This is a genomic window from Ochrobactrum sp. SSR (assembly GCF_030067775.1).
GTDB lineage: Bacteria > Pseudomonadota > Alphaproteobacteria > Rhizobiales > Rhizobiaceae > Brucella > Brucella teleogrylli.
Genome location: NZ_CP125971.1, coordinates 166,462 through 189,209 on the forward strand (window position 1 = coordinate 166,462; position 22,748 = coordinate 189,209).

The following is a 22,748-nucleotide window of genomic DNA, read 5'->3' on the forward strand; positions in this document are numbered from 1 at the left end:
TCCGGAACGGCGTGCCCCGGAGCGTCTTGATGAGACTATTCGGCAAAATGCGTCAGCCAGTGACGCGGCTTGTTGTCTGGCAACTGGACGATATGATCAATCTTATTCGACATGACCCACGCCATCGGCTGTTGATGCAGCGGCAACATGACGATCTCGTCCTTGACCATTTGCAAGGCCTTTGTCTGCAACGCTAGCCGCTTGCTGCGATCCATCTCCGTGGATGCCTCAATGATCAGCTTGTCGATTTCCGGATAGCTCCAGCCACCCCAGTTGAAAACACCAGCATTGTCTGTCTTGGTTTCAATCATTTGCAACAGAATGGAATAGCTGTCGAGCATGGGCTCTGTCGCCCAGCCTATGATATAGACATCGGCCTTGCCGCCCGTGCGTTTCGGTGCCTGCGCAGCCGTTGGTGCAATATCAAGCTGCGGCTTGAAACCGCCCCGGCTCAGCATGTTCACGAGCCCCTGGCACAGTTCTTCCTCGTTCACATAGGCATCAGTTGTACAAACCAGTGTGAACGGAAAATCCGTGGCGCCAGCCTCGGCCAGAAGCTTCTTGGACAAGGCCGGATCATAGGCCAGAGTGGTATCCAGTTCCGGCGTGTAGCCCGGAATTTCCGGCGCAACCACCGCACCTGCCGTGCGCGACTTGCCGCGCATGATGCGCTTCTGTATCAAATCACGATCAAGCGCATGTGCGAAAGCCTGACGCACACGCAAATCGTTGAATTTATTTTCCGATCCATTATCGAGCTTCGGCTTGCGATTGAAACCCATCATGACTGTACGCAAATCGGTACGTTCCATGACCTTCAGGTCAGGCTGTGCCTGAAGGCGCGGCAAATCCTGCGATGGCGCACTTTCCGTAAAATTGACTTCTCCAGAGAGGAGCGCCGCCACGCGTGTCGCAGCCGAAGTGATCGGATTGAACTCGATGCGGTCGATGTTTGATTTCGACGTTTTGTCCCACCAGTCCGGGTTCTTAACCAGAATGGTTTTGGAATCCGGTACGCGGCTTTCCAGCTTGAACGGACCCGTACCATTGGTGTGGTAGGTTGCATAACCTTCAATCTTGGCACCAACGTCAGTCGGCTTTTCCGAATTATTGGTCTTCAGCCAGCCCGCATCGAAGATGTGAATATTGGTGAGGTCGTTGAGGAGCAGCGGATAAGGGCCGCTCAACTCGATATCGATTGTGTAGTCGTCCACTTTCTTTGAGGACTTGTAGGCAGGCAAATTACCACGCAGCGGCGAAACCGGATCGCTCACGCGCTTCAACGAAGCGAGCACATCGTCGGCATTGAAATCAGCGCCATCATGAAACTTGACGCCCTTGCGCAGATGAAAGCGCCAAACCGTCTCGGAAACATTTTCCCAGGATTCAGCAAGGGCAGGCTCGATCTTCAGCTCGGCGTCGTAGCGCACGAGGCCTTCATAGATGTGATTGAGGAAGGACAGTGTATAGCTGTCGCCATAAGAATAGGGATCAAGCGAATAGATATCGCGCGCAGCGCCCCATTTGAGCGTTTCGGCGTGGCCAGCCAAAGTCAGCCCAGCCAGCATTGTGGCCGCGAGGCCAAGTTTTCTTAACATAGATTTTGCTCCGCTTCTGGAAATTTGCGCCTCCTTTTTTGGAGGTCTGTTTTCATGCATCGCCGCATCCGTTTCGGTGCTGCGTTTCAGTGTCTGCTCACGCCATGCAGGCGGGTAATACTGATTTCTCCTTTTTTGGGGTGACCTGCCTCCCAGATCACGAAATGGAGTATTGCCAGTCGATATAAGGTTGTCAACGTAATTGTAGACAATTTTCTGGGTTTCAATAACCTATTTGTCGACAACTATGCTCTACAATTGGTCAGGCGCTGCCACATTTCTGAGCAGCAATCAAAGTGCGGCTTTTGAATGAGTGTTGTCGCATCACCAGATTGTGCACCACATAAAAAAAGCGCCTCACCAAGGTGAAGCGCTTTTCGGTTTTCGCTTTGCTGGCCTTACTCGGCCATTTGCGTGTGCCAATGACGCGGCTTGTTATCGGCCCGGAAATCCACGCTCTTGACCTTGTCCAGCATGCCCCAAGCGATAGGCTGCTGATGAAGCGGGATCAGAATAGCCTTGTCCTTGGCAACTTTCAGCGCCTGTTCTTCCAGCGCCAAGCGCTTCGCCGTATCCGGCTCCTGCGCCGCTTTTTTCATCAGCTCATCGAGTTCAGGATAAGACCAGCCACCATAGTTGGATACGCCGGTCGAACCGCTGCGTGTGGAAAGCACCTGCGAAAGCAACGAATAGGCATCGAGCGTCGGCTCATTGGCCCAGCTCAGATTGAACATATCAGCCTTGCCATTGGTGCGCTTGGGCTGCTGAACGGCACGCGGCCCCATATCGATGGACGGTTCGAACCCGCCACGTTTCATCATATTGGCGATGCCCGAGCAGATATCTTCCTCGTTGATGCTCTCATCATTCATGCAAAGATAGTTGAAAGTCAGGCCTTTCTGACCAGCATCTTCAAGCAGCTTTTGTGCGAGCTTGGGATCGGCTGGCTGATAAGTGTCGAGCGCTTTCGAATAGCCTGCGATTTCCGGCGCAATCAGCGAACCGGAAGGACGCGCCAGACCGCGCATGATTTTCTTGTTGATGAGATCACGATCGATACTTGCCTCGACGGCCTGACGCACGCGGACATCGAGAAACGGGTTCGGACGCCCATCCTCAAGCTTCTCCTTGCCGTTAAAGCCGATAAACACCGTGCGCAGCTCGGTGCGTTTGTCGACCTTGATGCCCGGCGTCGATTCCAGACGCGGAATATCCTGAATGGGTGCTGAATCGACCAGGTCAATTTCATTAGAGAGAAGCGCCGCAACGCGTGTTGCAGCCGAAGAAATCGGAATGTATTCGATGCGATCCAGATTGTGCTTTTTCTGGTCCCACCATTGATCATTGACGATCAGAACCGTCTTTGAATCAGGTACACGGCTGTCGAGCTTGAACGGGCCCGTGCCGTTGGTGTTATGCGTAGCATAATTCTCGGTCTTGGACGCGATATCGGTCGGCTTTTCGGCGTCATTTTCCTTCAGCCACTTCGCGTTGAACATGAAAATATTGGTCATGTCATTGAGGAACAGCGCCGACGGTGCCGAAACCTCGATATCCACCGTGGAATCGTCCACTTTCTTGACACCAACATACAGCGGAATATTGCCGCGCAGAGGTGATGTCGGGTCGGAGACACGGTTCATCGAGGCCACAACGTCATCAGCCGTAAAATCTGCGCCGTTGTGGAACTTCACGCCCTTGCGAAGGGTAAAACGCCAGAACTTGTTATCGACCAGCTTCCATTCGGTAGCCAGCGCAGGCTCGATCTCGAAGTTCGGGCCGTAACGGATCAGACCTTCGTAAATGTGGTTCAGGAAAGCCAGATTGGATGTGGACGGAACAGAATCTGGATCGAGCGAGTAGATATCCGCACGACTGCCCCAACGTAACGTAGCCGCGTCGGCAGAACTGGCCAGCGCCGGCGCCGCAATAGCAGCTGCCGTCAAGGCCGATATAAAAAACCTATTTAAACGCGACATGCTTTTCCCCTCATCTATAACGATAAGATTGTTGGACTGAATTTCGTCGCAGTATCTTAATCCATTCTTTTATTGTCAACGATATTGTCGCCAATTAAGTTCAAAAACATCGACACATCGATATGAGACCGCACAGTGTCAAACGCTGTCGTCTTGGACATAAAAAGGGGAAGATATGACTGGATTGCTGCTGCTTTACGGGACTGTCGTGACAGTCGATAAAACACGGCGGATCATCGAAGATGGAGCTGTAGCAATCGAGAACGACAGAATTGTCGATATTGGCACATCGCAGGACCTCGCTCCTCGCCATACTGACAAGAATGCAATCGACTGCCGTGGCAAGATGCTCATTCCGGGCCTCATCGACGCGCACGGCCACGCTGGTCACGCGCTGATACGCAGCATTGCCGCCGACACCAATTCACTCTGGATGCGGATCGTCACGCCAACCTATTATCATTATGTAACGCGCGATTACTGGTACGCAGATGGTCTCGTTTCCGGTCTGGAGCGACTGCGCGCAGGCGTAACAACCTCTGCCAGCATCATCACCTCCATGCCGCGCAGTGACGATCCGGTCTTTGCAGCCAATCACGCGCGCGCCTATGCGGAACTCGGTCTGCGCGAGATCATCTGCGTTGGCCCCGCTGGACTACCCTGGCCGCAATCGGTGACGCGATGGGAGAGCGGCAAGCCTGTGCGTCACACTGTTTCATTCGAAGAAATGATTGAGGGCGCTGAAGCAACCGTCGAAAGCCTTAACGGAACAGCCGAGGGCCGCATTAAGGTTTTTCTGACGCCTTTCACAATCGTCCCTTCGGTCGAGCCTTCTAACGCTTCCACACCGGATTTCGCGGTCAGTCTGACGCAGAACGACCGGATGCAAGCGCGTCGTATTCGCGAAACGGCACGCAAATGGGGTGTGCGCATCCATTCGGATGCCTTTGCCGGGCAAATTCGGATGGCTTATCAAGATAAGGAAAACACGCTGCTGGGTCCTGACGTGCATTTGCAGCACTGCTGGGGCATCTCTCATGAGGAAATTGATATCCTCGCCGAAACGGCCACCCACGTCACCCATGCGCCGCCCGGACGTTCCACGCCGATTATGCAGATGCTGGCGCGGGGCGTGCCTGTCGCTATTTCGTCCGATGGCGCAGCGCCGAGCCGCCATTTCGATATGCTGCAGGTCGCGCGGATCGCGCAATCGACCCAGCACATATTGCACAATCACGACCGATACCTTCTGCCGCCCGGCAAAGTGTTCGAGATGATCACCATCGACGCAGCGCGTGCGATTGGTATGGATCATGAGATCGGTTCTCTTGAAACTGGCAAGAAAGCGGATATCGCGGTCATCGATATGCGCAAACCGCATCTGACACCCAATTGGATGCCCGTCCATCGGCTGGTTCATCAGGTTCTTGGCAGCGATGTTGATACCGTCATCGTCGATGGCAAGATTATCATGCAGGACGGCGTGGTCCTAACTGCTGATATGCACGAGGCGCTTGCCTTCGGTGAAGCAGAGGCGCGTGCGCTGGTTGCCAGAGCCGGACTGGACGCCCATATGCACGATCCGGGCTGGGGTCAGTTGCAGCGCACTTTCGAACAACCGGTTGTACCGCCCTCACCGCCCGAATGTTGAAGGTAGCGACCTTAATCCGTCAGTCGATAGCGCTTACTGAATAGGTTTCAGCTATCCACAATATTACTCAACGGCGAGCCAAAAGCGCCGTTGAATCCGCGATAGCGCTGATGGCTGCGATTGAGATGTGCCTGCATCGCTTCACGTGCCTGCTCTGCATTTCCGGCGCTGATCGCTTCACAAATCGCGCGATGCTCGATGACCGTGTTCTGGATATAATCAGGCGTGATAAGTGAGGGGTTCAGATCCCGCGAAAATGCTGGCTGTGGCAGTATTTTCAGGCTCATGACGCTGAAAAACTCGATAAACGCCAGATTATTGGTTGCTTCCGATATGGACCGGTGGAAAATGAAGTCCAGTTCATCCAGCGCTTCTTCATTTTCAATAGAAGCCTCGAACTGCTTCAGCGCATCCCACATGTTTGCTTCCTGCGCCCATGACCGGCGCTGTGCGGCCAATCCGGCGGCATGGACTTCAAAAGCCATACGCAACTCAAGCAAATCCATAAATGGAAGCGAAAGCCGCGCCAACGGCTCCAGCATGGAATCGTCTGAAACGGGAGATGCTGCCTTTCCGGGATCGCGAATGAATATTCCGACCCCGTGCTTTGCTTCCAACAATCCGTCAGAGCGCAGAGCCGCCACAGCTTCCCGGATAACCGTGCGGCTGACACCAAGCTTGTCCCCAAGTTCGACAAGGGTCGGCAACTTGTCGCCGACCTGAAGCGTACCGTCACCGATCAGTGTCTTGAGGCTCTCAATCGTTCGCGCAGTCAGTGTTTTCAATATGAGGCTACCCCGGTGAAAATATCGTCTTTCCATGGTGATACGCGGTAAGCACGCTCAAGACAAGATACTATCATCATATCAGTGATAATATCACTTAAAATCACGCTTCGCTGTGCCACTCAATCTGGTGCCCCGTGGAGCGCCTAACAGGCACTATCGGAACAAAATGCCTCGACAAAAGTAGATACTCAGCCACTTAGGACAGCCCTCTGAATTCGTTCAAAGATTGGTCAACATGCTGTTTTCCATATCGTAATGTCCAGTATCAATCGCTTTTTTACCAAAATAGACGCCCGAGATTCATTCTTGACAAGTGATATTATTTCAGCAAACCTAACATCACAACAAGACGCCATGTGATATTATCACTACGCAGTTGCAGGTAGTTCCATGCTACAGCAATTGCAGAACAGGCGAACAAAAACAGGGGAATTCGAGATGGGAATCGTTTCTTCCAGACTGGCGGAGTTGGGCCTTGCCCTGCCCAGTGTGACGGCCCCGAGCGGAACCTATGTTCCGTTTCGGTTGAGTGGAAGCACACTCTACATTTCCGGACAGGTGCCGCGCGTCAATGGCGTTGACCGTTATCTGGGCGTCGTCGGCGACACTATGGATATAGCGGAGGCGTATCAGGCAGCGCGTGTCTGCGCGCTCAATCTTCTGGCACGCGCCTCAATGGCCGTTGATGGCGATCTCGACCGCATTTCGGCCTGTTTGCAGGTGCGCGGCTTTGTAAATGCCGTGCCCAGCTTCAAAGACCATCCCGCCGTTATCGATGGCGCCTCCGATCTTCTGGTCGAAATTCTAGGCGAGAAAGGGCGACATGCCCGCACGGCATTGGGAGTAGGCTCTCTGCCACGCGGATTTGCTGTCGAAGTCGACGCCATTTTCGAAGTTCAGCCCTGAGCGGGCAATTTCCGTTCTGCCTACACATATGAAGCGAGAGATAGATGTCTGAACAAGCCATCACGCTGAGCGCGGTCAATAAATGGTATGGCCAGCTTCACGTACTCAAGAATGTGGATCTACACGTGAAGCGGGGCGAACATATCGTTCTGTGCGGCCCTTCCGGTTCGGGTAAATCAACGCTTATTCGCTGTATCAATCATCTTGAAGAGATTCAGGACGGCACCATCGATGTGAATGGAACACGACTAGGCAACAAAGGGGCCAATGTCGATCATATCCGGCGCGACGTCGGTATGGTGTTTCAACAGTTCAACCTTTTCCCCCATATGACCGTACTCGAAAACTGTATGCTGGCGCCGCGCCGCGTACATAAAGCTTCAACAGCCGAGGCCAAAGAAAAGGCCATGCATTTTCTCAAGCGGGTGCATATCGCCGAACAGGCCAACAAATATCCAGCCCAGCTTTCCGGAGGTCAGCAGCAGCGTGTGGCCATTGCTCGCGCGCTTTGCATGGGGCCAAAGATCATGTTGTTCGATGAACCCACATCAGCGCTTGATCCTGAAATGGTGAAAGAAGTCCTCGATACCATGATCTCGCTTGCGGACGACGGTATCACGATGATCTGCGTAACACATGAAATGGGTTTTGCGCGCGCCGTTGCGCACCGTGTCATCTTCATGGATCGCGGGGAGATTATCGAAAGCGCCCCTCCTGCAGAGTTTTTCGGCAATCCCAAGCACGAACGCGCCAAGGCATTTCTGGGCCAGATCCTCAATCACTAACCACAAAGGGGAACCAGACGAAATAACGGGAGCTTGCCAATGCAATATAGTTTCGACATGGGGCCGGTTCTGGCGGCCTGGCCGCTGCTGCTAAGCGGCGCATTACAAACCCTAAAGATATCCTCCATCTCGATGGCGCTTGGTTTGATGCTCGGCATTGTCTTCATGTTGATGCGCATGAGCTCGATACGAACCGTATCCCGGGTGGCATTTGCCTATATCGAATTGATCCGCAACACGCCGTTTCTGGTGCAGGTATTTTTCATCTTCTTCGGAATGCCTTCCCTTGGCGTCACCTTGACAGCCACACAGGCGGCAATTCTCGCCATGACGCTCAATTGCGCAGCTTATGCTGCCGAAATCGTGCGCGGTGGGGTGGACTCCATCAAGAAGGGGCAGGTGGAAGCAGGACGGGCGCTTGGTCTTCACACACTTGACGTCTATCGCTTCATCATCTTTCGGCCAGCCATTCGCGCGGTTTACCCAGCGCTTTGCAGCCAGTTCATTTTGATGATGCTCAATTCCAGCCTGGTGGCTTCAGTTTCCGCGGAAGAACTCACCTATGTCGGTCAAATGATCGATTCCGAGACATTCCGCAGCTTCGAAGTCTATTTCGCACTCGGCGTTATCTATCTCGCGCTTTCGCAGTTCTTTTCCCTTGTTCTCCAACTCATTGGCAGAACTTACTTTTCCTATCCGACGAAGTGAGGCAGACCGATGATACGCAGTTTCGGCTTTGCAGAATTCCTGTTCATTCTTGAAGGGGCTCGCTGGACAGTAATCCTGTCACTCCTCGCTTTCGTCTTCGGTGGTGCCTGTGGTCTCATCGTGGCCCTTGGACGCACCAGCAACAAGAAATGGCTTCGCTATTTCATGGCGACATATATCCAGATCTTTCAGGGCACACCGCTGCTGATCCAGCTTTTCTTCGTCTATTTCGGCCTGCCGTTGCTCGGCATTCGTGTCGATGTCTGGGTCGCGCTGATCATCGGTCTTTCGCTCCATACCAGTGCATTTCTCGGTGAAATCTGGCGGGGCAGTATCGAGGCCGTATCGGCAGGGCAGGATGAAGCGGCCCGCGCGCTTGGTATCGGCTATATCCGCCGCATGTCGGATGTCGTGCTTCCCCAAGCCTTTCGCATCGGCCTGCCCGCAACGATTGGCTTCCTCGTCAATCTGATCAAGGGCACCGCCCTTGCGGCTCTGCTCGGCCTGACCGAACTCACACGCTCGGGTCAGCTGATGGCCAACATCACTTTCGAGCCACTCAAAGTCTACGGCGCTGTCGGTCTTGTCTACTTCGTGATCTGCATTCCGCTCACCTATTACAGCGCCCGGATTGAAAAGCGGATGAATGCATCCCGTTGAATAACAATAAAACAACCAGAGGTAAGAACATGTTCAATTCAAGTTTCGCTCGTTCCAAGGCTTCACTCGGCTTTGCGCTCGGCCTGCTCGCGTCCGTGTGCATCGCCACAGCAGCTGGCGCCGCTACGCCCGAGGAAATCAAGGCCAAGGGCACCGTTACCATCGGCGTGCAGATGGACCAGTTTCCATGGGGCTTTATCGATGAGAACGGCAAAAATGGAGGCTATGACGTCGATGTTGCTGACCTGATTGCCAAGGAACTGGGCGTTCAGATCAAGTTCGAGCGCATTACCGGTCAGAACCGTATTCCGCTTCTCACCAATGGCATGGTCGATTTTCTCGTTCCATCCATGACCATCACGCCAGAGCGCGCCAAGGTCATTCAATTCGCCATTCCCTATTCCTCCAATGACATCACTGTCTGGGGCAAGAACGACGTTGATATTAAGGGCAATGATGATCTGGGTAAATACATCATCGGCGTTAATCGCGGCAGCGTTTTCGAACCGGTCCTGAAAAAGGTCGCGCCCGCCAACACGCAGATCAAGCGCTTCGATGATGATGCGACTACCGTGCAGGCGCTCCTGTCGGGTCAGGTCGATGCCATTCTGGGCAGCGTGACCTATGGGCTGGTGATCGACAAAACTGGCAACAGCGGCAACTACGGTCGCAAATACAAAGTCGCTGACAATTTCCAGGCAATGGCGGTACGCAAGGGCGATCAGGAAATGCTCGACTATCTAAATGATTTTGTCACGCGCCATACGGCGGACGGTTCACTCGACGGTCTTTACAAAAAGTGGATCGGTGTGGATCGCGCAAAGCTGCCGACCACCCTTGATGGAGTGGACTTCACCGGCAAGAACTAACCACAGACTGACTGGTGAACGTCTGAACGTTCCGAGTTAGCCGAGGCACCGCAAACAACATTTATGAACCGGCAGGCACCACCTGTCGGTACGAGGAAACACGTGCATGAACCGTGGCCTTCCAGCCCGGCCCCGCACTTAACGCATAGAATCTGATCTTGGGAGTTAGGCAAGACATGACGATAGATGGCAAACTGATCAGGGTTGGCGTCGACATTGGCGGAACCTTCACCGATGTGGCGATGGAGGTTGGTTCGACACTGCACTCAACCAAGGTTCTGACCGATTACGCGTTTCCTGAAAATGCAATTGTCAAAGCCATTCGCGAGGTAGCGGAAAAGGCTGGGATAGCGCTGAACCAGATCGATACGGTGATCCATGGCACCACTCTTGCGACAAACGCTCTGATCGAGCGTCGCGGTGCAAAAACGGCGCTCGTCACGACCAAAGGCTTTCGCGACGTGATCGAAATGCGCACCGAAAGCCGCTTCGAGCAATATGATCTTGATATCGTCCTCCCGGTCCCGTTGGTCGACCGCAGCGACCGGTTCGTCCTTGATGAGCGCATGGGTGCAAGCGGCGAAGCGCTTAAGCCTCTGGATGAGAGCGAGATGGAAGCGCTTTGTGATCGCATCGTTGCGCAAGGCTATGAGAGTATCGCTGTCGGCTTCATCCACTCCTATCTCAATGGCGAACATGAGCGCCGTTTCCGCGACAGACTGCTGGCCAGAAAGCCTGATCTTTCCGTATCGATTTCGTCGGAAGTCTCGCCGCAGATGCGTGAGTTTCAACGCTTCAATACCGTCTGTGCCAATGCCTATGTCAAACCTTTGATGGCCTCTTACCTCAATCGTCTGGTAGGCCGTCTTCACGATGAAGGGCTTGTTGCACCGGTCTTTATGATCCACTCGGGCGGTGGCATTATCAGTGTCGACAGTGCCATTGAGTTTCCCGTTCGTCTGCTTGAATCCGGACCGGCGGGCGGCGCGATTTTCGCAGCCCATATCGCAGCCAATCACAAGCTTGATCAGGTCGTGTCCTACGATATGGGCGGCACTACCGCAAAAATCTGCCTGATTGAACAGCAGACGCCGAAAACGTCGAAGACCTTCGAAGTGGCGCGTACCTATCGCTTCAAGAAGGGCAGCGGCATGCCAATCTCTATCCCGGTCATCGAAATGGTTGAGATTGGCGCAGGCGGCGGTTCGATTGCAACCGTCGATTCCATGCGTCAGATCCGCGTCGGTCCTCATAGCGCAGGCTCCGAACCGGGACCGGCTTGCTACGACCGCGGCGGTGTCAACCCAACCGTAACCGACGCCGATGTTATCCTCGGTCGCCTTGATCCCGACAGCTTTGCTGGTGGGTCGATGAAACTGTCGCGCTCGGCATCCGAAAACGCCATGGATGCAGATATTGGCAGCAAGCTGGGTTCAGATATCGCAACCTCGGCTTATGGTCTTAGCGAAGTTGTCGATGAGAACATGAGCAACGCCGCGCGTATGCATGCGGTGGAAAACGGCAAGGAACTTTCCGAGTTCACCATGATCGCCTTTGGCGGCGCGGCCCCAGTTCATGCCGCGCGGCTTTGCGAAAAGCTTGGTGTCAATGATCTGCTGATCCCGCCTGGCGCCGGTGTCGGCTCTGCAATCGGCTTCCTGCGTGCGCCTTTTGGTTTTGAATCGGTCCGCAGCGCTTATAGCCGCATCAGCCGCTTCGACGCCAATGCGATCAATACTGTGATTGCCGAGCTGGTGCAGGAAGCAACCTCCTTCGTGCGCTCGGGCGCACCCAGCGCCAATCCTTCACTCGAATGCACTGCTTATATGCGCTACGTTGGTCAGGGATGGGAAGTGCCGGTCACCATCGAAGTTCGTGATTATACTCAAGCGGATGCCTCACTTTTCAGCTCGCTTTTTGATGAGTGCTATGAACGCTTCTTCGGTCGCGTAATCGATGGGCTGGATGTCGAAATTGTCAGCTGGTCGCTGCGCGCCAGCGCAGATGCTGCGGTACCAACCCCCGCCAAACCTGTCACGAAACAATCAACCGCAACAATATCCGGCAAGCGCAAGGTGTTCGACGTTCTTGAAGAACGTTTCCTTGACGCAAGCGTGGTTGATCGCAGCGATATGAAACCGGGTGACTGGATCGCCGGGCCAGCCGTCATCACAGAACGCGAGACATCGACCATCGTGACCTCAAGCCGCGAAGCGATCATGCAGGCCGATGGTTGCCTGTTGCTGCGCGCCAAGGCTGCCTGAAGGAGTTTACCCATGTCAGTGAAACCTATTTCCGATGTCCACATGCAGATCATGTGGAACCGCCTGATCTCGGTCGTTGAAGAACAGGCCGTAACGCTCATTCGTACAGCCTTCAGCACCAGTGTGCGTGAATCCGGCGATCTTTCAGCTGGCGTGTTCAATCGCGCCGGGCAAATGATCGCGCAGGCCGTGACCGGCACGCCCGGCCATGTGAATGCGATGGCGGAAGCGGTTGGCCATTTCATCAACGATATCGGGCGCGAGAATATCTTCGAAGGTGATGTCTACATCACCAACGACCCGTGGAAAGGCACCGGTCACCTGCACGATTTCACCGTCGTATCACCAAGCTTTCGCGATTGCGCGCTGACAGGTTTCTTCGCTTGCACCGCCCATGTGGTGGATGTGGGCGGACGTGGTTTTGGCCCCGATGCCAACGAAGTTTATGAGGAAGGCATCTTTGTACCGATCATGAAATTCGCGGAACGCGGGGTGGTCAACAAGGATCTCGTGAACATTTTGCGCAACAATGTTCGCGAAAGCCATCAGGTCGTCGGCGACGTCTATTCCCTCGCCGCCTGCAACGAAATCGGGCATCGCCGCTTGATGGATATGATGGATGAGTTTCGGCTCGACGATCTGGAAGGGCTGGCCGAATTCATCTTCAAACGCAGCTATGATGCAACGCTTGAAAAGCTGGCGGCATTGCCGCACGGCACTTATTCCAACGTGATGCGGGTTGACGGTTACGGCGATCCTATCGATATCGCGGTGCGTATCGACGTCCATGCCGATCACATACTTGCGGACTTCAACGGCACATCTGCACCAAGCCCCAAAGGTATCAATTGCCCGCTGATCTATTCAGCTGCCTATGCCTGTTACGGCCTGAAATGCTCGATCGCGCCGGAAATCCCGAACAATCACGCATCGCTTCTCCCCTTCAAGGTGATTGCGCCGAAGGATTGTATCTTGAACGCGCAGCACCCTGCCCCCGTTTCCGTCCGCCACGTGCTCGGCCATCTGGTGCCCGATGCAGTGCTTGGCGCTGTCCATAAGATGCTGCCCGGTCGAGTACCAGCGGAAGGCTCAGGCGCGCTTTGGAACCTTCATGTTAGTGCGCGTCCGCTTTCCGGCGACAAGGCCCCCAAAGACGGCGGCCAGCGTGCCGAGGTTCTTCTGTTCAACAGCGGTGGAGCCGGTGCCCGCTCCCATCTCGACGGGCTGAGCGCCACCGCTTTTCCAAGCGGTGTTCATTCGATGTCCATCGAGGCGACGGAACATGTCGGTCCGGTTATTTTCTGGCGCAAGGAATTACGCGACGGTTCCGGCGGCGCCGGAAAATTCCGTGGCGGGCTTGGTCAGGTTGTCGAGATCGCGCCGACTGACGGACATGAGATCTACTTCAATGCCATGTTTGATCGCATCAAACACCCGCCGCGCGGGCGTGAAGGTGGCGAGAACGGCGCACCGGGCGCCGTCCTGCTCGATGACGGTTCGGTGCTCAACGCCAAGGGCCGGCAGCATGTCCCAGCAGGACGCAGGCTGATCCTGCAATTGCCGGGCGGCGGCGGCTATGGCGCTGCGGATGAACGGTGCCCGGAGGCCAAGCAGCGCGACAGAGAATTCGATTATGTCGTGAATGGTTGACCAGCAGATCCTGTCAGAAGCCGCCTTTAGGGCGGCTTCCCTTTCCCGACCCACAAACAAGAGCATTGTAATGCAATATGAAAATAGACGATCGGCGGGCATCCAGTCATCGCCGAGCATGGCTGTTTCGATGGCCGCCAAAAAGCTGCGTGCCGAGGGGCGAGACATTATCGATTTGTCGCTGGGCGAGCCGGATTTTGAACCGCCGCGCCATGTTCTCGATGCTGCCTGCACAGCGGTCAATGCCGGCGGTATTCGTTACGGAGCAGCAGCCGGAACCGAAGCGCTTCGCGCCGCGATTATCGCCAAGTTCAAGCGTGACAATCATCTTGATTTTTCACCGCAAGAGCTGACCGTCGCCAATGGCGCAAAACAGATCTTGTTCGATGCGTTCCTCGCCACGCTCGAACCGGGCGACGAAGTGGTTATCCCCACACCTTGCTGGGTTTCTTACGGCGATATCGTTTCCTTGCATGGCGGCACACCGGTCTATGTTGAATGCCGGCCGCAAGATGATTTCAAACTGACAGTACAACATCTTGAGAAATCCATCACACCACGCACGCGCTGGTTGATGCTGAACTCGCCATCCAATCCCACCGGCGCGATCTACAGCGCTGCGGAATATCAGACGCTCGCGACAGCGCTGGAAAAACACCCGCGTATTCTCATCCTTTCCGATGAGATATACGAGCACATCTTGCTACGCGACCATCCCTTCGTTTCCTTCGGCAGCGTCTGCCCGCAATTGCGGGAACGAACTCTCATCGTCAACGGTGTCTCGAAAGCCTACGCGATGACGGGCTGGCGAGTTGGCTATGCAGCAGGTCCAAAGGCGCTCATTGCAGCGATCAACAAGATGCAGTCGCAAAGCGTCACATCCGTTTGCAGCATTGCGCAGGCGGCCGCAAAAGCAGCACTCGATGGCGACCAGAGCTTTGTGCACGAAGCGGCACAGACTTTTCGTCGTCGCGCCGATCTTGTCGCAACCCATCTGTCGGAAATACCCAATATCGACTTCCGCCAGCCGGACGGCGCATTTTATGCGTTCATCGGTGTCAGCAGACTGATTGGCAAAACGACCCCCGCAGGCGCGACGTTAGAAAGCGACACTGATCTTGCGGGATATCTGCTCAATGATTTTGGCGTATCCAGCGTGCCTGGTATCGCTTTTGGCGCGCCCGGCTTCATCCGCGTGTCCATTGCCGCTTCTGAAGCAGAACTGACCAAGGCCTGTGAACGCCTGAAAGAAATGGCCGCGTCACTGTAAACGCGGCCTTTATTGCGTCTTATAAAGGAACCGCGGGTGATGGACCCGCGGTTTTTCCTCTTGATCGCTCAAGCCGCCTGTTTGCGGCTATATTTACCGATGAGCGCTTCGAGAAGGCCTTCTTCCTCTCTGGTCAGATCGCAAAGCGGAGACCGAACCTTCCCGGCTTTGAAGCCCTGAAGACGCACGCCTGCCTTGATGGCAGCCACGGCATAACCCTTCTGCCGGTTGCGGATTGCCATGAACGGATAGAAGAACTCGTTGAGAATACGCTCGCATGTGGCGCGTTCACCCGCCCTCAGGGCACGATAGAATTCCACCGCCAGACCAGGAACGAAGTTGAAAACGGCTGAAGAATAGGTCGTGAACCCGGCGCCCAGATAGGCTTCGGCGAAGAGTTCCGCCGTCGGCATCCCGCCCAGATAGGTCAGGCGATCGCCCATCTTGGCCGTAATCTGGCGAACGAGCCCGATATCGCCCACACCATCCTTGAAACCGACAAGATTGGGGCACTCATCACACAAGCGAGCCAGCGTGTCGGCCTGAAGAATAGCATTATCACGATTATAGACCATGACGCCGATGCCAATCGACTGGCAGATACGCTTGACATGTTCGTAAAGACCCAGCTGAGGCGCATCGATCAGATAATGTGGCAGAAGCAATATGCCGTCCGCTCCAGCCTTTTCAGCCGACTTGGCAATTTCAATCGCCATTTCCGTCCCATAGCCGCAGCCCGAAACAATCGCTGTGCCGCTGTTGCCAGCGGCCTCCTTTGCCGCAGACACGATGGTCGGAATTTCACTCGGGCGCAGAGAAAAGAACTCGCCGGTGCCGCCGGCGGCGAACAATACCGGTGCATCGAAGCCCGAAAGCCATTCTACATGGGCTTTATAGCTTTCCGGCGCAAACTGCCCCTCGGCATCGAAATGCGTTACCGGGAAGGAGAGCAATCCTGCTCCTAGCTTTTCCTTGATCTGCTGCGGTTCCATATGTTGACCCCTTTTTTGATGTCTGCATATGACCTAGCGTATTCAGATATTATATGTCAATAACTTATATTATAAGTTAGAGCGAACTTGCCTGAGAATGCTGCGGTATCGCATCTGACTCCCCTTCAAGTGCCGCCGCATTGCCGACCGTGCAGCCTCTTCGTCACCATTGGAAATGGCCTCGATGATCTGGGAGTGCTCCTCATGAATACGCGCGATATAATCGGCAGAATTTGTATCTGACTGGGACTGTAAAGCCGCACGCGGAATAACACCGCTGCCGATCATCGTCAGGAACTCGCGAAAGCGAGGATTGTTGGCCGCATCAGCAATCGCCAGATGCAACGCGAAATCCGCCTCCGCTGTCGGTTGTCCAGCTTCCAGGCAGGTGACTACTTGCCGGTGGCAGTTGATGATAGCCTCTTCCTGTTGGGGAGAGCGACGCAGCGCTGCAAGTCCTGCAGCCTCTACTTCTACGCCTGTGCGCAGCTCGAGCAGCTCAATGACCGATGAAACCCGGTCATAATCTAGGTTGTGAAATGGCAGAGTTTCCGCTGATTGCGCCTCAAGCACAAAAACCCCGGCTCCCTGCCGGGCCTCGACGAGCCCGTCGGCTCGCAGGGCAGCCACCGCCTCGCGAATAACCGTGCGGCTGACTCCATAGGCTTCAGTCAGCTTTGCTTCGCTGGGCAGTTTCATTCCCGGCTTGAACTCACCGGACTGGATCAGTTTTTTCAGCTCGCCACTGACTTTGACAACAAGATTGCCCGCAGGACGGGCAGATGTTTCATTGCTTCTTGTTGCCATCATCGCGGTCCTGCACATTGTTTTCCGTACTCCTGTGGTAGCAGGCCCGTGGAGTGCTCACAAGTCAGGTGATACGAGTTATCAGTGTTATCGTCTATTTCGTCAAAACTTGTATGATGAATTTGGGGCGCCTCATGAAAACGCCGATCTGCGTGAAACAGACCGGCGTTTTGGTTTCAAAAGGCAGCGTTGGCTCAAGGCCAAGCTGCACCCGATCATTTCTTGGATTTGAATTCCTTTTGATAGACTTCGTCAGCCATCGTCCGCAATGCGCGCCCGATGGCTGCATATTCATACTCGTTGAGATTGGCGAGCGATGCGCGGCCAGCCGGTTGCTGCGTACCAAAGCCTGTGCCCGGCAAGAGAACGATACCGGTTTCGTCGGCAATCCGGAACAAGAGCTCAGTTGGCGATATGTTCTTCTTGACCCATGCAGCAAACTCGTCGCCATAGAGTCGGCCCGCGATGTCTTCCAGATCGAGAAGTGTGTAATAATCCACTTCATTGACGTCGCTCTGCGGTTCCAGTCCAAGCTCGCGATACAATGCAGCCTCGCGATTGCGGATCAGTTTCTTCAACTCTGCCTTGTAGGCATCCTTTTCATCCATCAGACCGAATAGGGAAAACAGAACCATCTGGACCTGCTGCGGTGTGGAAAGACCCGCAGTGTGGTTGAGGGCGACTGTGCGGCTATCGGCGACAAGACGGTCGATGAATTTCAGTTTTGAAACATTGGGCACCAGCGATGAATAGCGCTGATCCAGTTCCTTCCTGGCCGATCCCGACAAATCCTTCAGCTTTGCGTCCAGCACGTTGTCCTTCTGCATCGCGATTGCGCCGAGGCGCCAGCCCGTTGCGCCGAAATATTTCGAGAACGAGTAAACCAACATGGTGTTGTACGGGCATATTGCGAAGATCGATTTGAAATCATCGGCAAATGTGCCGTACACATCGTCGGTCAGGATAATGAGATCAGGACGCTTTTCCTTGACGATCTTGGCGATCTGCTCCAGCCCGCGCTGATCCACTTTAACCGAAGGTGGATTGCTGGGGTTAATCAGGAAGAAGACCTTGACCGATTTGTCGAGCAGCTTGTTCAGCTCGGCTTCGGGATATTGCCAACCCTGTTTCGGGTCCGCGTTGATGTGCACTTCTTTCAGCCGATAATTGTTGAGTTCCGGAATTTCGATATAAGGCGTGAAGGCGGGCATACCGATTGCAACCGTGTCGCCTTCGGCAAGAATTTTGTTCTGCTTCAATGTGTCGAAGATGTAGGTCATAGCGGCCGTTCCGCCCTCAACCGCAAACAGATCGAGTTTATCGGAGCTCATATAGCCGCCGATCATTTCGCGGACGAGATAATGCTTCACTATCTCTTCGCTGATTTTCAGCATACGCGGCGGCACCGGATAGTTACAGCCGAGAATGCCTTCCACCATTTCATGAAGATATTCGGACGGAGAAAGGCCCAGCTGGTCACGGACGTAGGAAAGCGACCGTCCCAGAAACTGGACGCCCGGCTGATCGCTATGGTCGGAAATAAAGCGCTGAAACCGCCCTTCGATACCCTCAATCTTGGGAAGTCCGCCGACGCCCGTCGAGAGATAGGAATAAGATAGCTCGGCTTCTGCGACAGCGAACAGGCCCAGACGCAGGAAAGCCCGGCGCGGCAAGGTGGCCAGAAAATTCGGATTGCCGCGACCTGCATTCAGCATGGCATGGTTTGCTTTGCTGGAGGCAAGTTCGATCAGCGCGTCCTTTAGCTCAAACGGGCTCAGCTTCGCATATTTGCTATATTCATTCTTCGCCATGATCTATTCCTCAGGAAAACGCGACTACCAGTGGCCCGAGCAAGGTCAGGAACACGTTGGCAAGCGCATAGGTGATTGCGAATGGAGTGGTTGGTATCGAGTTGCCGGCCTTATCCAGAATTTCGCCAAAGGCAGGATTTGCGCTGCGCGAACCAGACAGCGCACCGGCGAAAACGGCTACGTTGTCATATTTGAGAACATAGCGCCCAAATAGCATGGTGATGATGAGCGGGAGAATGGTCACCACCACACCAATCAGGAAGATCGACAGACCGCTACTGACGATCGTTTGAACCGCCTGTAGCCCCGACTGGAGACCGACAACGGCGACGAAACCCGCAAGACCGAGATCGCGCAGAAGCGTCGAAGCCGCCGTTGGCATATTGCCGATTGCCATATTGCGGCTGCGGTACCAGCCAAACAACAGGCCCGACAACAGTGCGCCACCGCCACTTCCCAGTGTCAGCGGGATCGACCCAAAACGAATGACGGCAAGGCCGATCAAAAGGCCAGCTGCAATTCCAAGTCCATGGAAGACAAAATCCGTCTTGTCGCTGACAACGATAACCGGCCCAATCGAGCTTGAAACACGCTGCAAGTCCTGATCCGTTCCGTAAAGAGAAACGACATCGCCAGCCGCGATAACGGTATCGGGCTTGAGCGGCAGTGGTTTATCGGCCCGCTTGACACCAATCACATAAATACCGTGACGGAGGTCGGCACTTATATGTTGTTTAATATCGGCAACCGACTTTCCGACGAATTCGGGCGCTGTGATGGTCACATCGCGAATAGCGACGATGACATCCATACCATCGGATGATTGTAGTTCGGAACCAAGCTCATTGCCCAATGTCACAACGCCGGTGCGGCGTCCGACAATCAATATGATATCATTGGTTTCGAGCTTGAGATCCGGTGCAACACCGATGATCTTGTTTGCGCGTTTGACGCGTTCAATCGTGATGGAATTGTCTATAGAGGTTTTGGCCTCGATTTCCGCGACGGTTTTTCCGGCAGCTTTGTCTACCTGATAGATACGCCCGACAAGGTCAGGCGCAGCTTCCTGCTCATTGGGGCCGAGCAGCCGAATACCGGCAAGAAGTTCCGCTTCCGCCTTGATGGCATCGTCGCGAATGCTACGTCCCATGAATTTTGGCAGCAGATTGACGCAAACCAGGATTGCACCGAACGAGCCGAAAATATAGGTGACCGCGTAGCCAACGGCGACATTGGCCTGTAATCGCTGAACTTCATCGGCGGCCAGACCCAATTTCGATATCGCCGAACTGGCGGTGCCAATGATGGCTGACTGTGTCAGGCCCCCTGCGGCAATGCCGGCTGCGAGGCCTTTGTCGAGGCCGAACATACGCGCCAGGACAACCACCGTCACCAATCCGCTGATCGCCAGCACCGCGGCCATCGCAATTTCTCGAAGAGATTGACGCCCAAGCGACCGGAAGAATTGCGGACCGCTTTCGAAACCGACGGCGTAAATGAAAAGGGCGAAGAGCACTGCCTTCACCCCATTGTCGATATGGACACCGACTTGACTGATCACGACCGCTACAAGCAGCGACCCAGCGACGCCACCCAGCTGAAACTTCCCAAAATGTATTTTTCCCAGCGCGTAACCGCCAGCCAGAGATAGAAATAGTGCTATCTCCGGTGCCTGCTCAAAAACGGACTGAAGCCACTGCATACTGCCCTCCAAGCCACAATCGGACAGAGAGGGAGGGTAGGGCGCAGTTGCGTTAAGGCAAGAAAAATTGCCAAGAAAAGTTAGGGTTTTATAAAATAAGTATTTGCTATCCAGCGGCCCGATACTTTTGTGAGAATACAAAGCCGAGTGCTTCGCAAGCTAGATATCAGAATAAAGCACTCGGCTGATGAAAAGTAGCGTTTGATGTGAACGAACGGCCCTCACCGGCATTCCATCAGCAACGCATACTCATATAGCGCTATTCATTAATCTCAGGCTGGACCAGCTTTGCGAGTTTATGAAGAGAATCCTGCCAGCCAAGATAACAGGCTTCTGTAGGAATAATGTCTGGCACCCCCTCCTGTGTGATGCTGATTTCGGTTCCAACAGACACGGCTTTCAGCGCGACCGTAACCTTCATCTCACCCGGGAGGTTCGGATCGTCGAATTTGTCCGTGTAGACAAGGCGCTCGCCGGGAACCACTTCAAGATACGTGCCGCCAAACGAATGGCCGTGGCCCGTCGTGAAATTGCGGAACGACATTTTATGGCTGCCGCCAGCTTTTGCATCCAGTTCATGGACAGTGCAAAGATATCCGTAAGGCGGCAACCAGCTCGCTATGGCATCCGGCTCAACAAAGGCTCGGAAAACTTTTTCCGGCTTGGCTGCAATGACGCGATGCAGGCGAATTGTATTCGGCATGATTTCCTCCCGTTGCTTGTTTACTGCCGTTCGCGGATGACGATATTCCCGTTTTCATCATCGGCTACAGGAACCGCATCAAGTCCATCAAGTCCGGCAGACAAGCATTTTCCGCTCTCAACGTCGAACGTCGCATCGTGTGCTGTGCAGAGGAGACGCGCACCATCGGTTGAGAGTATTGCATCTGATCGGTAGTTTAATGGCAGATATTGATGCGGACAAGCATTGACAAAGCCGCGCACGATTCCGTCCCGCCTGATGAGAAGAAGCGGAAATTCCTTCCCATCAGCGCGCAGAACCAGACATTTTGTGTAACCATCGGAAATGTCCGACGACGCGCAAATGATGGTGCCGTTCTCAGGCGCCCCGGCGTAGGAACGCCAGGCGTCGCTCATGCGTTGCGCTCCGCCACACGCTTATCTTGATGCGGTTTCTGCACATTGCTGAGCACACCGCGCTGGATTTGATCTTCCTCGATGGATTCGAACAGGGCCTTGAAATTGCCTTCGCCAAAGCCGTCGTCGCCCTTGCGTTGAATGAATTCGAAAAAGATCGGCCCGATGACGGTTTTTGAGAAAATCTGCAGCAGTATGCGCGTCTCGCCACCGCCCAGAACACCTTCGCCATCGATGAGAATGCCGCGCCGTTTCAGCTTGTCGAGCGGCTCTTTGTGGTCTTTGACGCGCGCCTTGGACTTTTCGTAATAGATGTCCGGAGGACCGGGCATGAATTCCAGCCCCTGTGCTGAAATCGCATCCGTACCGCCATAAATATCATTGCTGGCGATTGCTATATGCTGAATGCCCTCGCCCTTATATTCGCGAAGATACTCCTCGATCTGGCTGTGATCATCGGCGCTTTCATTGATTGGAATACGGATTTTCCCGTCGGGCGATGTCAATGCACGGCTGGTCAGCCCCGTCATTTTTCCGGCGATGTCGAAATAGCGTATCTCCCGGAAATTGAAGGTGTCGTGGTAGAATTTGTACCACGTATTCATATTCCCGCGCACCACATTATGCGTGAGATGATCGAGGTAATAGAAGCCGAAACCTTCCGGTTTCGGATCGACCTCTCCGAGCCATTCGAACTCCGCCGAATAGCATGAACCGTCTTCGCCATAGGTTTCCACGAAGTAGAGCAGTGAGCCGCCAATACCGATAACGGCCGGAACATCCAGCGACTTGCCGTCGCCACGGTATTCTTCCGCGCCAAGTTCTACTGCGCGGCGCAGCGCATGGCCCGCGTCTACCACGCGCCACGCCATTGCAGGCGCGCAAGGGCCATGGTCTGTAACGAAGGATGCAGCGTGGCTGTTGGGCTCACGGTTCAGAAGATAGTTGATGTCGCCCTGACGATAGAGAACGATATCCTTCTTGCGATGCCTGGCAACAGGACGAAAGCCCATCTGGCGGAACAATATATCGAGCTTTTCTGGTTCGGGATGCGCGAATTCCACGAATTCAAAACCGTCCGTTCCCGCGGGATTTGCTTCGTTGATTTCGGCTTTGGCTGCGTCGTGCGGATATGGTCCCATTTTGAATCCTCCTTAAATTGAGAAGATTCTATGAGCTGACCCGCGCGAAGTGCTTGCAATATGTGGCA

19 protein-coding genes are annotated in these 22,748 nt (G+C 54.4%); 9 read left to right on the forward strand and 10 right to left on the reverse strand.

Annotation, left to right across the window (positions count from 1 at the left end):
• Positions 1-35: 35 nt before the first annotated feature.
• Complete coding sequence (locus QLQ11_RS18235) at positions 36-1,598, reverse strand: ABC transporter substrate-binding protein (RefSeq protein ID WP_283735268.1); 1,563 nt, start codon at positions 1,596-1,598, stop codon at positions 36-38.
• Between the two features lie 398 nt (positions 1,599-1,996).
• Positions 1,997-3,577, reverse strand: coding sequence for an ABC transporter substrate-binding protein (locus tag QLQ11_RS18240; RefSeq protein ID WP_283735267.1), 1,581 nt, complete (start codon positions 3,575-3,577; stop codon positions 1,997-1,999).
• A gap of 175 nt (positions 3,578-3,752) precedes the next feature.
• On the opposite strand from QLQ11_RS18240, the gene QLQ11_RS18245 reads away from it, so the two are divergent.
• Positions 3,753-5,228, forward strand: coding sequence for an amidohydrolase family protein (locus QLQ11_RS18245; protein WP_283735266.1), 1,476 nt, complete (start codon positions 3,753-3,755; stop codon positions 5,226-5,228).
• Positions 5,229-5,275: 47 nt separating this feature from the next.
• Here the strand turns inward: QLQ11_RS18245 and QLQ11_RS18250 are convergent, their stop codons facing one another.
• A complete protein-coding gene (locus QLQ11_RS18250) occupies positions 5,276-6,013 on the reverse strand; it encodes a FadR/GntR family transcriptional regulator (RefSeq protein ID WP_109366038.1) in 738 nt (245 codons plus the stop codon).
• A 441-nt stretch (positions 6,014-6,454) separates the two neighbouring features.
• Here QLQ11_RS18250 and QLQ11_RS18255 point away from each other — a divergent pair, with 441 nt between their 5' ends.
• The 8 genes from QLQ11_RS18255 (at position 6,455) to QLQ11_RS18290 (ending at position 15,128) form a co-directional block, all read left to right on the forward strand.
• Positions 6,455-6,922 carry a RidA family protein gene (locus QLQ11_RS18255; protein ID WP_283735265.1) on the forward strand — a complete coding sequence of 156 codons (468 nt, stop codon included), beginning with the start codon at positions 6,455-6,457 and terminating at the stop codon, positions 6,920-6,922.
• 44 nt (positions 6,923-6,966) lie between these two features.
• Positions 6,967-7,707, forward strand: coding sequence for an amino acid ABC transporter ATP-binding protein (locus QLQ11_RS18260; protein WP_124915438.1), 741 nt, complete (start codon positions 6,967-6,969; stop codon positions 7,705-7,707).
• A 39-nt stretch (positions 7,708-7,746) separates the two neighbouring features.
• Positions 7,747-8,415 carry an amino acid ABC transporter permease gene (locus QLQ11_RS18265; protein WP_283735264.1) on the forward strand — a complete coding sequence of 223 codons (669 nt, stop codon included), beginning with the start codon at positions 7,747-7,749 and terminating at the stop codon, positions 8,413-8,415.
• 9 nt (positions 8,416-8,424) lie between these two features.
• Positions 8,425-9,075 carry an amino acid ABC transporter permease gene (locus QLQ11_RS18270; RefSeq protein WP_109366042.1) on the forward strand — a complete coding sequence of 217 codons (651 nt, stop codon included), beginning with the start codon at positions 8,425-8,427 and terminating at the stop codon, positions 9,073-9,075.
• A 29-nt stretch (positions 9,076-9,104) separates the two neighbouring features.
• Complete coding sequence (locus tag QLQ11_RS18275) at positions 9,105-9,944, forward strand: transporter substrate-binding domain-containing protein (protein WP_109366043.1); 840 nt, start codon at positions 9,105-9,107, stop codon at positions 9,942-9,944.
• 176 nt (positions 9,945-10,120) lie between these two features.
• Positions 10,121-12,208, forward strand: coding sequence for a hydantoinase/oxoprolinase family protein (locus QLQ11_RS18280; RefSeq protein WP_283735263.1), 2,088 nt, complete (start codon positions 10,121-10,123; stop codon positions 12,206-12,208).
• A gap of 12 nt (positions 12,209-12,220) precedes the next feature.
• Positions 12,221-13,858: a hydantoinase B/oxoprolinase family protein gene (locus QLQ11_RS18285; protein ID WP_121537815.1), complete on the forward strand. Its 1,638-nt coding sequence runs from the start codon at positions 12,221-12,223 to the stop codon at positions 13,856-13,858.
• Between the two features lie 70 nt (positions 13,859-13,928).
• Positions 13,929-15,128 (forward strand): pyridoxal phosphate-dependent aminotransferase, encoded by a 1,200-nt coding sequence (locus QLQ11_RS18290; protein ID WP_121537813.1) that lies wholly within the window; start codon positions 13,929-13,931, stop codon positions 15,126-15,128.
• A 68-nt stretch (positions 15,129-15,196) separates the two neighbouring features.
• Here QLQ11_RS18290 and kdgD read toward each other — a convergent pair whose 3' ends face one another.
• From kdgD to hppD, 7 genes are all read right to left on the reverse strand, one after another.
• Positions 15,197-16,120, reverse strand: a complete 924-nt coding sequence (gene kdgD / locus QLQ11_RS18295) for a 5-dehydro-4-deoxyglucarate dehydratase (protein WP_124915431.1) — start codon at positions 16,118-16,120, stop codon at positions 15,197-15,199.
• Between the two features lie 69 nt (positions 16,121-16,189).
• Positions 16,190-16,930 carry a FadR/GntR family transcriptional regulator gene (locus tag QLQ11_RS18300; RefSeq protein ID WP_371830806.1) on the reverse strand — a complete coding sequence of 247 codons (741 nt, stop codon included), beginning with the start codon at positions 16,928-16,930 and terminating at the stop codon, positions 16,190-16,192.
• A gap of 212 nt (positions 16,931-17,142) precedes the next feature.
• Complete coding sequence (locus QLQ11_RS18305; protein ID WP_283735262.1) at positions 17,143-18,738, reverse strand: bifunctional aspartate transaminase/aspartate 4-decarboxylase; 1,596 nt, start codon at positions 18,736-18,738, stop codon at positions 17,143-17,145.
• Between the two features lie 10 nt (positions 18,739-18,748).
• Positions 18,749-20,440, reverse strand: a complete 1,692-nt coding sequence (gene aspT, locus QLQ11_RS18310; protein WP_121537807.1) for an aspartate-alanine antiporter — start codon at positions 20,438-20,440, stop codon at positions 18,749-18,751.
• A gap of 259 nt (positions 20,441-20,699) precedes the next feature.
• Positions 20,700-21,143 (reverse strand): SRPBCC family protein, encoded by a 444-nt coding sequence (locus tag QLQ11_RS18315; RefSeq protein ID WP_121537805.1) that lies wholly within the window; start codon positions 21,141-21,143, stop codon positions 20,700-20,702.
• A 20-nt stretch (positions 21,144-21,163) separates the two neighbouring features.
• Positions 21,164-21,538 carry a Rieske 2Fe-2S domain-containing protein gene (locus QLQ11_RS18320; protein WP_121537803.1) on the reverse strand — a complete coding sequence of 125 codons (375 nt, stop codon included), beginning with the start codon at positions 21,536-21,538 and terminating at the stop codon, positions 21,164-21,166.
• Positions 21,535-22,680: a 4-hydroxyphenylpyruvate dioxygenase gene (gene hppD, locus QLQ11_RS18325; protein ID WP_121537801.1), complete on the reverse strand. Its 1,146-nt coding sequence runs from the start codon at positions 22,678-22,680 to the stop codon at positions 21,535-21,537. The genes QLQ11_RS18320 and hppD overlap by 4 nt, the downstream gene beginning before the upstream one ends.
• Between the last annotated feature and the right edge of the window lie 68 nt (positions 22,681-22,748).